The organism is Helicobacter mastomyrinus (genome assembly GCF_039555295.1).
GTDB classification, from domain to species: Bacteria; Campylobacterota; Campylobacteria; order Campylobacterales; family Helicobacteraceae; genus Helicobacter_C; species Helicobacter_C mastomyrinus.
Genome location: NZ_CP145316.1, coordinates 858668 through 870703 on the forward strand (window position 1 = coordinate 858668; position 12036 = coordinate 870703).

General features: G+C 39.5%; 12 protein-coding genes. All 12 read left to right on the plus strand.

Annotation, left to right across the window (positions count from 1 at the left end):
• Positions 1–9 precede the first annotated feature (9 nt).
• Positions 10–1761 (plus strand): DNA polymerase III subunit gamma/tau, encoded by a 1752-nt coding sequence (locus tag V3I05_RS04240; protein ID WP_343354136.1) that lies wholly within the window; start codon positions 10–12, stop codon positions 1759–1761.
• Positions 1758–2186, plus strand: a complete 429-nt coding sequence (gene tsaE / locus V3I05_RS04245) for a tRNA (adenosine(37)-N6)-threonylcarbamoyltransferase complex ATPase subunit type 1 TsaE (protein ID WP_295697883.1) — start codon at positions 1758–1760, stop codon at positions 2184–2186. Before V3I05_RS04240 ends, tsaE begins: the two co-directional genes overlap by 4 nt.
• A complete protein-coding gene (gene lptB / locus V3I05_RS04250; protein WP_295697886.1) occupies positions 2179–2901 on the plus strand; it encodes an LPS export ABC transporter ATP-binding protein in 723 nt (240 codons plus the stop codon). The genes tsaE and lptB overlap by 8 nt, the downstream gene beginning before the upstream one ends.
• On the plus strand, positions 2898–4205 hold the full coding sequence (locus V3I05_RS04255; RefSeq protein WP_295697888.1) for an RNA polymerase factor sigma-54: 1308 nt from the start codon (positions 2898–2900) through the stop codon (positions 4203–4205). The genes lptB and V3I05_RS04255 overlap by 4 nt, the downstream gene beginning before the upstream one ends.
• Before the next feature lie 311 nt (positions 4206–4516).
• Positions 4517–5722 carry an NAD(P)/FAD-dependent oxidoreductase gene (locus tag V3I05_RS04260; RefSeq protein ID WP_343354138.1) on the plus strand — a complete coding sequence of 402 codons (1206 nt, stop codon included), beginning with the start codon at positions 4517–4519 and terminating at the stop codon, positions 5720–5722.
• Positions 5723–5813: 91 nt separating this feature from the next.
• Entirely contained in the window at positions 5814–6821 is a 1008-nt protein-coding gene (gene purM / locus V3I05_RS04265) for a phosphoribosylformylglycinamidine cyclo-ligase (protein WP_343354140.1), read from the plus strand.
• A gap of 29 nt (positions 6822–6850) precedes the next feature.
• Positions 6851–7570 (plus strand): SH3 domain-containing protein, encoded by a 720-nt coding sequence (locus V3I05_RS04270; RefSeq protein ID WP_300446624.1) that lies wholly within the window; start codon positions 6851–6853, stop codon positions 7568–7570.
• Positions 7571–7576: 6 nt separating this feature from the next.
• Positions 7577–8377, plus strand: a complete 801-nt coding sequence (locus V3I05_RS04275) for a shikimate dehydrogenase (RefSeq protein WP_295697899.1) — start codon at positions 7577–7579, stop codon at positions 8375–8377.
• Positions 8378–8428: 51 nt separating this feature from the next.
• The gene (gene gatC / locus V3I05_RS04280; protein WP_300446620.1) at positions 8429–8707 is read left to right on the plus strand and encodes an Asp-tRNA(Asn)/Glu-tRNA(Gln) amidotransferase subunit GatC; all 279 of its coding nucleotides are present in this window, start codon (positions 8429–8431) and stop codon (positions 8705–8707) included.
• Positions 8704–9414 (plus strand): uracil-DNA glycosylase, encoded by a 711-nt coding sequence (ung, locus tag V3I05_RS04285; RefSeq protein ID WP_295697904.1) that lies wholly within the window; start codon positions 8704–8706, stop codon positions 9412–9414. Before gatC ends, ung begins: the two co-directional genes overlap by 4 nt.
• Positions 9415–9433: 19 nt before the next feature.
• Positions 9434–10639: a metallophosphoesterase gene (locus V3I05_RS04290; RefSeq protein WP_300446617.1), complete on the plus strand. Its 1206-nt coding sequence runs from the start codon at positions 9434–9436 to the stop codon at positions 10637–10639.
• A 149-nt stretch (positions 10640–10788) separates the two neighbouring features.
• Positions 10789–12003 carry a malic enzyme-like NAD(P)-binding protein gene (locus V3I05_RS04295; protein ID WP_343354143.1) on the plus strand — a complete coding sequence of 405 codons (1215 nt, stop codon included), beginning with the start codon at positions 10789–10791 and terminating at the stop codon, positions 12001–12003.
• The last annotated feature ends 33 nt before the right edge of the window (positions 12004–12036 follow it).

Below are 12036 nucleotides of genomic sequence, written 5' to 3' on the forward strand. Positions count from 1 at the left end.
AGGTAAATAATGAATTCTACCGCCCTAGCCTTGAAATACCGCCCTACTTGCTTTAGTGATTTAATAGGGCAAAATGCCATTTCTCAAACGCTCTCCTTAGCATTAGATTCTAAGCATATCTCTCACGCATATCTTTTTAGTGGGCTTCGCGGAAGTGGCAAGACGAGTTCAGCGAGAATCTTCGCCCGTGCCTTGCAGTGCGAAAGCGGACCTACAAGCACGCCTTGTGGCACTTGCGCGAGCTGTGTAGCGGCATTGCAAAACAGACATATAGATATTATAGAAATGGACGCAGCAAGTTCGAGGGGGATTGATGATATTAAGCGTGTAATCGAGCAGACAAAATACAGCCCGAGCTTTGCACGATATAAGATTTTTATCATCGATGAGGTGCATATGCTAAGCAAAGAGGCTTTTAACGCCTTACTTAAGACACTTGAAGAACCACCAGAATTTGTAAAGTTTATCCTTGCTACTACCGACCCATTGAAGCTTCCAGCAACTATTCTAAGTCGCACACAGCATTTTAGATTTAAACAAATCCCTCACAGACTTGTCATAGAACATATTAGCAACATTCTTAACAAAGAGGGCGTAAGTTATGAGGCACAAGCCCTTGATATTATCGCACGTAGTGGGGCGGGAAGTTTGCGCGATACGCTTACCTTACTAGACCAAGCCATTATATTTTGCAAAAATCACATTGAAGTAGCAGCCATAAGTGAGATGCTAGGCGTGGTAGATCCGCAGGTATTGGGGGATTACTTCTTAAGTATCGTACATAAAGATGAGGCAAAAACGCATGGCATACTTGAGATGCTCTTTGAATATGAATGCGAAATGATACTTGATGAGATGATGCTGTTTTTAAAAGATAAATTATTGCAAAAAGATAACGATTTCCCGCCATTGCTCCTTGATAGATTTGCAAGGATTTTGAGCGAATCTAAAAGCCTCTTAAGCCTTAATACCGATGGTGTGTTCGTGCTGCTTTTATGCACACTCAAAATGCAAGAAGCAATGAAAGTAAAAGATATAGAATCTATGATAGAGGAGCTTGAAAATGAGCTTTTTGGACAGCAAGATGCCACTCATATACAAAATAGACAAAACCCCTTAAGTCCTTCAATCCCGCATACATCTCCTACTAGCCCCACCCCTATGGCAAATACAACCAATACTATAACACCTACTCCCGCTCAAACACCCCCTGCCACAACAGCCCCACTTAGTGCAAAAATGCGTTTTGATACATTGATTACCAAACTCAAAGACCGCAATGAGCAATTAGGCGTAGCATTTGAGCACAATGTCCGCTTTGTCGAATTTATAGAATCTAGCCATCTTTTGCGTTGGCAGAGTGTAGCACAAGGTGCAGATAAGGCACTTTTAAAAGAGCATAGCAAAATTGTTTTTTCTCTTGTTCGGGCTGTTTTTGGTGATGGCACACAAATCGAGCAAGTTGCCACACAAGAGCCTCTTTCGCAAGATACCACCCACACCTCCCAATCTCCCACTCCATCTTTAGAATCCACTACAAATACTATGAATACAGATATAGCACAGCCTACTTCAATCCCTCACACACAGTCATTAGCAGCACCCACACCAAATATTCCAAATGATGCACAATCCACAGAAACACAAAATGTGTCTTCAAGCGATTCTAAACAAGCCTTCTTAAATCAAAATAAAGATTTGATAATGGCTATCAATGAAAGCGTGGGGATTAAAAAAGTAATCACAAAGGATTTGTTGTGAATGAGGTTACTTTAGCAGAAGATGAACTCCATATATTGTGCCAAGAATTAAAAAATATATTACAAGATAGGTATGTTGTGCTTTTACAAGGTGATATAGGCAGTGGAAAAACTACTCTTGTGCGCCATTTCGTAGAATCTTTTGATACTACTACACGAGTAAATTCCCCTACCTTTAGCCTCTCTCTTGCTTATGACAATCCGCACTATGGTGTAATTTACCATTATGATATGTATCGCAAATCCCTGCGAGAAATGCTTGAACTAGGCTTGCTTGATATGCTTATGCAGGAAGGATTACATTTTATCGAATGGGGCGATGAAAACTTAGGGCAAATACTAAAACAAAATGGTTTTCAAGTAATCTTCATTCACATTACACCCACACCTTCACATCACAGAATCTATGAGGTGAGCCATGAATAAATTATCAGCACAAAATCTAAGCAAACATATTAAAAAAACTAAAATTGTGCAAGATATTTCTTTGGAAGTTAATAGTGGCGAGGTTGTGGGGCTTTTAGGTCCTAATGGTGCAGGGAAAACAACTACATTTTATATGATATGTGGGCTTTTGCACCCAAGTGCGGGTAAAGTTTTGCTTAATCACACAGACATTACCAATCTCCCCTTACACCAACGCTCTAATCTAGGTATAGGCTATCTCCCACAAGAATCAAGTATTTTTAAAGATTTAAGTGTGGAAGAAAACCTTATTTTAGCTGCTGAAATTAGCATTAAAGGTGTGAAAAATAGGCAAATAAAAATTGAAAATATGCTCGCAGAATTTAATATCGAGCCTATCCGCGCCAGAAAAGGCATAAGTCTAAGTGGTGGAGAGAGAAGACGTGTAGAAATTGCTCGTGCTTTAGTCAAAGACCCAAAATTTATTTTGCTTGATGAGCCTTTTGCAGGAGTAGATCCCCGCGCAGTAAGTGATATACAAAATATTATTCTAAAGCTCACTGAACTTGGCATAGGGGTGCTTATCACCGACCATAATGTGCGTGAAACACTCTCTGTCTGTTCTCGCACTTATGTTATTAAAGGTGGTGCGTTATTAGCAAGTGGCAATGCAGAGGAAATTTATGCGAATGAATTAGTGAAAAAATATTATCTAGGAGAGCATTTCAAAGTATGAGTGTAGGTGGTAGGCTAAAAAATAAACCCAATGTTAAAACACGGCTTTCTACAACGCTGAAAAGTTGGCTACCTATCTTACAAAGTGGGCTAACAGAACTTGAAGAGACTTTAAACAATGTAGTGGAAGAAAATCCTTATGCCAATGTGCAAAGCCAAATAACACATAGCTTGCAAGGCAAAAATCGCCGAGTATCTCAAAACCATACGCCTACTTCAAATGATAATTTTGAATCTACCCATATTAGTGAAAAAAGCCTTTATGAGGTGCTTGAGGAACAAATTGATTCTGTGCTTTTTCCCACAGAAATTTCACGTAAAATTGCCTTTAAAATTCTTGAAAATCTCAATGATGAGGGCTATTTAGACGTAGCTGTGGGTGAGATTGCCATAGATTTGGGCATAGATGAATATGAGGTTGAGCGCATAAGACAGAGGTTTGCCTATCTAGAACCTTATGGTGTGGGAGCGAAGGATATTATAGAATCCTTTCTCTTTCAACTTGATAACACCGATTTAGAAGGGGAGAGCTATGAGTTGGCTCGATCTATCATACGTGATTTACACTGCCATAATAAATATAAGAATCACAGCTCCTATAATGAAGTGATGAAAACAATTAAGACTTTTAAAAATCCCCCTGCTATTGAATTTGGCGCAAGAGAAAGCGAAGTAATACCTGATATTTTCATTTTTGAGCGCACCAAAAGTGATAGTCTTAAAAATACTGCCTATGAGCTTGAAGTTTCCATCAATGATAGCTACTATCCTAAGATTCTTATTGAAGAAAATATTAAAAGCACAAAAGATAAAGCGGGTGCGGAGTTTTTGAAAACAAAGCTTAAGGAAGCAAAAGATTTAGTCGATGCGCTCGATATGCGCAAGGCTACGATTCTTAAAATCGCTATTGCTTTGAGGGAAAATCAATATGATTTTTTTATGGGTGGGGAGATTCGCCCTATGAAGCTAAAAGATATAGCCCAAGACTTAGGCTATGCCCCTAGCACGATCTCACGTGCGATTGCAAACAAATATCTTGAATGCGATAGGGGGATTTTCCCTATCAAAAGCTTCTTTACTGCAGCTATTGATGGGGATACTTCTAATGCATCTATTAAGGATTTCATTTTAAATCTTGTCAAAAATGAAGATAGAAAAAAGCCTTTAAGTGATTTGAAGATTCTTAAAATGGTAGAGGAAAAGTTTGAGCTTAAAATGGTGCGGCGCACGATTACTAAATACCGCCAGCAGCTTGATATAGCAAGCTCTAATGAACGCAAAAGACTCTATGAAATGAGTGTATAATACAGAACGAGCAAGACTACACGGTAGCTTTAGCTACAACAGCGCAGCCATAATAGTTAGAAACTAGGCCTTCAAAACAAAACTATACTTTCTTTCTTATTAAGATTAAATAACTCTGTCCCTGAAACATTTTAGACTATTCTAAATATTTCGCTTTTTTAAGAATACTAAAAGCTGCAAAAATGAGTAAAATTCACAAAAAATAAATTATTTTTTTACTTTTTAATATTATTTATGCTTATTTTGATAAAAAATCGATACTATTTCACTACATATTTACAACTTACAACTTCTTTTCAAAGAGGCAAAGTATGAAACCCAAAATTCTAATTCTTGGTGGGGGATATGGGGGCTTACGCACAGCCATTACGCTACAGCAGAATCTTAAAGATGAGGCAGAGGTTACACTCATTAGTAAACACGACTATCACTACCAAACGACACTTTTGCATAAAGTAGCCATTGGCACATTGAGCGCACGTAAAGCGAGAATCTACATTCGCAAGGTGCTCGATTTAGACAAAGTGCATTTTATAAAAGATAAGATTCTCTCCTTTGAACCAGAAAAAAAGCGTGTTATTGGTAATGGCGGAGCGTATGAATACGATTATTTGGTAATAGGGCTTGGTTTTAGACCCGATGATTTTGGCATTAAAGGGGTGAAAAAATACGCTCATAAGCTTTCATCTCTCAATGCTGCATTAAAGCTTGATAAACTCATTGAATATCGTTTCAAAGAATATTGCCACACAAAGAATGCAAATGATTTAAGTGTGATTGTGTGTGGAACAGGATTCACAGGCATTGAATTTGCCGCAGAGCTTGCCTCTAGGCTTGATGAACTATGTTTAATTAGCGGGATTCCACGTGATGTGCCTAAGGTTACCTGTATTGGCAGGAGTGAGCGAATCCTGCCAATGTTTAGCAAAAAGGCAAGTGCCTTGGCACAAAAGAAGCTTGAAGCCTTTGGTGTGGAGGTAATATGCAATGGAGAAGTACAAGAATGCCTCGAGGATGGCGTGATAATCAAACATAATGGAAAAAGCAAACATATTGAGGGCAATACGATTTTATGGAGCGCTGGAGTAAAAGGCAATGATAGCCTTGAGAAATCCTGCTTTGAAACCAAAAAGGGACGTATAAAAGTGGATAGCTATCTACGATGTCCACAATATGAAAATATCTATGTGGTGGGGGATTGTGCTTTATTTGCCTCACGTGATGTAATCCACGCTCCTACTGCACAACTTTCCGCACAAATGGGCGATTATGTCGGCAAAAGTTTATTAAAAATACTCCGCAAGCAAGAACAAAAAAAGACCTTTCGCTTTAAACATCGTGGCACTGTGTGTTCTATCGGGCATACTGATGGCGTGGGTGTGGTGTATAAAAAGCATATCAACGGTGAACTGGCAGCGTTTTTGAAAAACTTTATTGAAAATAAATGGCTTTTTAGCATTGGTGGTGCAAAACTTGTCTACAAAAACGGACAATTCCGCTATCGCACGAGTAATTAAAGCTAAAACTATACAACAGAATCTAAATCATTTTTATGGTATATTTACGCATTTTGACTCAAAAATATATGCAGTATTCAAAGGATATTTAATGATAAGCTATAAAGATTCTGGTGTGGATATTGATGCAGGAAATGCACTTGTGGAGGGTTTAAAGCCACTTGTGAAATCAACCTTTGATACTAATGTAATCGGCGGGATAGGCTCTTTTGCCGGGGCATACGCTTTGCCTAGTGGATATAAAAATCCTGTGATTTTGGGTGCGACTGATGGTGTTGGCACAAAGCTTCGCCTTGCTATTGATAGCCGTAGACTTTCTAGCGTTGGCATTGATTTGGTGGCAATGTGCGTAAATGACTTGATTTGCAATTTTGCCACACCAATGTTTTTCTTGGATTATTATGCTACGAGTAAATTATGCTCAAAAGATGCGCTTGCAGTTATTAGCGGGATTGTTGAGGGCTGTAAAATAGCCCAATGTGCCCTCATTGGCGGAGAGAGTGCAGAAATGCCCGGTATGTATGCCAAAGATGATTTTGATTTAGCTGGATTTGCCGTAGGGATTGCAGAAAAAGAAGATGTGCAAACCCAATGTATCAAAGCAGGAGATGTGCTTATCGCCTTACCAAGTAGTGGACTGCATAGTAATGGCTATTCTTTAGTGAGAAAGGTGCTTTTTGAGAAATTGCAAATGTCTCTTGAGGCAGATTTTGAGGGACAGCCTTTACTTGATATATTGCTTACTCCTACACGCATTTATGTGCCGCTTTTTAAGGCAATCTATCAATCTACTTTGCGTCTATATTTGCACGGATTAGCGCATATCACCGGTGGAGGCATTGTGGAGAATCTACCTCGTATATTGCCTAATGGGCTTGGTGCCAAAATAGATTCAAAAGCGATGAAAATCCCATCTATTTTTATGCTTCTTAGCCGATATGTAGAAAAAGATGAAATGTATCGCACTTTCAATATGGGAACTGGTATGATTCTTGCTGTCGATAAGGCTAAAAGCGATGAAATGCTGCAGTTTGTCCATCCTTTTGATGGGTATATTATTGGCGAAGTGTGTGCGCAAAGCGGTGTGCATTTCATATAAATTATTTATAAACTAAAAGAGGCTTTAATTTGAACACACGAACTTTTTTTAAAATCTATTCATTTCCATTCCTTATCGTCCTCATTGGACTTGCTATATATGCTAGTATTATTATTTTTATGGATCAAGGAAATCTCATTCTCTCTCGTCCCAACCATTCCCACGAACTCACGACTTTAGAGCATATAGCACATTTAGACAAAAGTGATGATAAAAAAAACACAAATCCTAATAATGTATCCTTACCCGCTACAACTATTGACAATAACCATAATACAGAAAATGTAGAGGATAAGGGTATAGCCTCACAGCCCACCCCTATCGAGAATCCAATATCCCCACCCAAGCAATCACATCAAGATTCTATCTATTATGCGCAATATCGTATCAATATCCGCAATATGCCCTCCAGTGAAGGAATGGTTATCTCTCGTGCAAGTGTAGGAGAGGCTTTAGAAGTGCTTGATTGGCAAGAGCAATGGAGCAAAGTAAGAAAACAATCAGGCGTAGAGGGTTATGTCGCCTCACGTCTTTTAACAAAACAAGAGAATCTTGAGGGAAAAGTATATATTGTCTCATCAACAACGCTTAATGTCCGCCTTAAGCCAGATACGCAAGCAGCTATTATTGGGCGTTTAAAGTATCATACACGTATTGCTGTGCTTGAGACACAAGGCGAGTGGGCGAAGATTCAACTCCCTAATAAACAATATGGCTATATCTCAACAAACTTTATTGCTAAAGAATAGCCCTCAATGCTTGGATTTTTCGCAGTATATGGGAATCCTATCGCACATTCTAAATCCCCGCTTTTGCATAATTATGCCTTTGCAAAATGTGATATAAATGCCTATTACGGACGTATTTTGCTAGAAAATGGCGAGGAACTTTACAAGAGCTTTGAATCTCATCATTTAAATGGCGCAAATATCACCATTCCTTTTAAAGAATATGCCTTCAGCTTATGCGATGAGGTGCGTGGCGTGGCTAAGGACATAGGTGCGTGTAATACGTGGGTGCACGATAATGGCGCAATCATAGGCTACAACACAGACGCACAGGGTTTTTATGAGTGCATTAAAGACTATAAGATAAAAAATGCCCTTATTATCGGTGCGGGTGGATCGGCTAAGGCGGTAGCGATGATTCTAAAGGCATATCAAATCCCCACGACCATCATCAATCGCTCGGATTCTAAACTTACATTTTTTGCAGATAAAGGCTTTGAATGTAGTGTAAGTAGTGCATTTAAGCCAAATAACACGTATGATTTAATCATCAATACCACGAGTGCGGGGCTAAATGATACACATTTGCCTTGTGCTAAATCACAGCTTGAAGCGCTCTTTACCCACGCTTCTTATGCCTTTGATTTGATTTATGGGAAGCAAACGCCTTTTTTACATCTAGCAAGTGAATTTAAGCTTATTTGCAGTGATGGGAGAGCTATGCTTATCCATCAAGCCGCCCTTGCCTTTGAGCTTTTTAGTGCGAGTATGGGAGTTGAGTGTGAATCAAATGCCATTGCTACACTAATGGGCGAGGCTTTACCCTAAGGGCAAGATTCTGTGTTATAATCTGCATTTATTTATTATTAAGGAGGGCAAATGCGTATTGATGAAGCGTTACTATCGCGCTTAGAGCGACTTTCTATGATACATATTAATGAAAATAAGCGTCAAAGTATGCAAACAGAGCTAACAGAGATTCTAGGATTTGTAGAAAATATCGCAAGTATAGAAGTGCCGCAGGATTGTTTCAAAGAGGATTTAAAAACGCCATTAAGAGAAGATGTCCCACAAGATGCTGCTATCGCCCAAGATGTGCTTAAAAATGCGCCCTGTGTGGAAGATAACTTTTTCATCGTGCCCAAAATCATTGAATGAGTATCGCACTTGATAGGGTAAAGATTCCACCCGATTGGAAATCGCTCCTTAAAGATGAACTATTAAGCCCCTATTTTGCAGATATTAAAGCACATTATATGGCAGCCTTGCAAAAGGGAGAAGTCATCTATCCCAAGCCTAAAGATATATTTACCGCCTTTGCCCTCACGCCCTTAGATTCACTCAAAGTCATCATACTCGGGCAAGACCCCTATCACGGAAGCGCGGTAATAAATGGAGAGCTTACACCTCAAGCGATGGGCTTAAGCTTTAGTGTGCCACGTGGTATGAAGATTCCACCATCATTGCAAAATATCTATAAAGAACTAGAACGGAGTTTGCATATCGCTCCGCCTACACACGGAGATTTAAGCGGTTGGGCAAGACAGGGGGTGCTACTGCTCAATGCGATTTTAAGTGTTCGTGCCAATGTGGCAGCCTCCCATCAGCATTTTGGTTGGGAGCGATTTAGCGATGGCGTGATTAAGGCGCTTTCCTCACATAAAACACATTTGGTATTTATGTTATGGGGGAATTATGCGAAGAAAAAGGCGACTCTAATTGATAGCACAAAGCATAAGATTATCACCGCACCGCACCCTAGCCCTTTAGCTCGAGGATTCATAGGGAGCAATGTATTTATAGAGGCAAATGCCTATTTGGCACAAAATGGCATAAGTCCCATTGCTTGGGAATCTTTGGGATAGATTACAAAATGGAGTGATGATGAAGATTCTTATTTTTGTGGGTGTTATTTTTGCTGTGCTGACATTGATGAAAGCCTATGTGTATATGCGCTTTATGCAGCATAGTGCTATGATTAATAAATGCCTAGGGCTAGGCTTTTTAGTGCTTTTGGCAACAGGAGAGATTTTACTCTTTGTGGTGAGGGATTCACACTTTGCTCATTGGCAGTATTTGCTCGTAGGATCTTGTGTAGTGCTAGGGTATTCGCTTTTTTTAGCGTGTTTATGTGTGGATATGTTTAGAATCTGTGCTTTTTTAGCAACAAAATATCAAAGGCGACATTCTAAGCACATATCGCGCACAGCCTCCCTGAATGAGAGTGTAGAATCTACAGATGCTAAAGCTATTGCCTCTCGCCGCGTATTTTTACGCAAAATCATCGATTGGAGCGTAGCAACACTCTTTGCATACTTTAGCTTCAAAAGCCTCACAAACGCCCTAAGTGTGCCACATATCAAGGAAGTTTATTTAAAAGTCCCTCACTTAAGGCGCAAAATGAGTATTGCGATGATAAGCGATGTGCATATAGGCAAGACATTAGGCAGAGAATTCTTAGAAAAAGTTGTAGCTCGTATCAATGCACTTAATGTCGATATTGTCGTTATTGTAGGGGATTTAGTCGATGATAAAATACATCTTATCAAAGATGATTTAGAGCCGCTAAAAGATTTGCAAAGTGTGGAAGGCGTGTATTATGTATCGGGTAATCACGAGTATTATCACAGCATCGAGCCAATTTTAGCTCATCTTAAAACACTTAATCTTCGCATTTTGAATAATACCAATACAGAGCTTGAAAATGTGAATCTTGTAGGGGTAAGCGATATAGCAGGAGAGCAATTTAAGCTATTCCCTCCTGATTTGAATGCAGCAAAGCAGGGAATAAATGCAGATAAGCCAAGTATATTACTCGCGCATCAGCCAAAATTCGTGCGACAAAATGATGTGAGTGAATTTGATATTGTGCTGTGCGGACATACGCACGGCGGGCAAGTGTTCCCACTTTCTTTGCTTGTGTGGTTAGACCAGCATTATATACACGGGCTTTATACATTGCCTAATCCCAAACGTACCCAACTTTATGTGAGTAGCGGCGTGGGCTTTTGGGGACCGGCTATCCGCTTTCTTGCTCCAAGCGAAATCGTGCATTTAGTGCTAGAAGGCATAAATTCTAAAAATGCTTAAAAATCACAAAAGTAAGCAAAAGATTAACTTTAAAAATATGTAAAAGAAAATAAGAGAGGTATTTATGCGAGTTTTGCCTTTTATTATACTTTGTTTGTCAAAAAGTGCTAAAAATCCTCCATTATTTAAAAAGCCAAAGGAGATATGCTATGGATTTAGAAACACTCAAAGCCGCTTACCCTGAGGCTTTAAAGTATCATAAAGGTGGGAAAGTCAGCACTGCCCCACGCAAGCGATTGCGCTCTATTGATGAATTAGGATTAGCTTATACGCCCGGTGTGGCAGTGCCTTGCAAGCAGATTGAAGCAAATCCTTTAAGTGCTTATGATTATACTTCTAAAAGCAATCTTGTAGCTGTTATTAGTAATGGCACAGCTGTGCTTGGGCTTGGCGATATTGGCGCGGTAGCGAGCAAGCCCGTTATGGAAGGAAAGGCGATTTTATTCAAAACATTTGCCGATGTTGATGCCTTTGATATTGAAGTGAATGAAAAAGATGTGGATAAGTTTGTCGCTGTGGTAAAGGCAATTGCCCCTACATTTGGCGGCATTAATTTAGAAGATATTAAAGCTCCTGAATGCTTTGAGATAGAATCCCGTTTGATTAAAGAACTTGATATACCCGTTATGCACGATGACCAGCACGGCACAGCTATTATCTCCACTGCAGCTACCATTAATGCTCTGCATTTAGTTAATAAAAAGGCGGAAGATATTAAAGTCGTTGTATTTGGGGCAGGAGCAGCAGCGATAGCCTGTGCGAAAATGTATAAAGCACTTGGCGTGAAAAATCTCGTGATGTTTGATTCTAAGGGGGCTATTAGTGCGGATAGGACAGACTTAAATGCTATGAAACAAGAATTTGTTTGCAAGGAGAACTATAAGTCTTTTAAAGACGCACTTAGTGAAGCAGATGTGCTACTTGGGCTTTCAAAGGGCAATTTATTGGTGGCTGATGATATTATGGGTATGAATGCCTCTCCGCTCATTTTTGCCCTAAGCAATCCTATCCCTGAAATTATGCCTGATGTGGTTAAAAAAGCCCGACCTGATGCGATAATAGCAACAGGTCGAAGTGATTTCCCTAATCAAATCAATAATGTCATTGGTTTCCCTTTTATCTTTAAGGGTGCGCTTAAAGTGAGGGCGAGTAAGATTAATGAAGAAATGAAATTTGCCGCTGCAAGGGCGATAGCCGAACTTGCACGAGAACCTATCACGGAAAAATTAGAAGTGCTTTTAAAGAAAAAAATGCAATTTGGAGTGGATTATATTATCCCCTCTGCGTTTGACGAACGTCTTATCGATATTGTGCCTAATGCTGTGGCAGAGGCGGCTATCAAAAGTGGTGTAGCGAGGATATAAACTTTATAAGCAAGATTCATTACTTAATCTTGC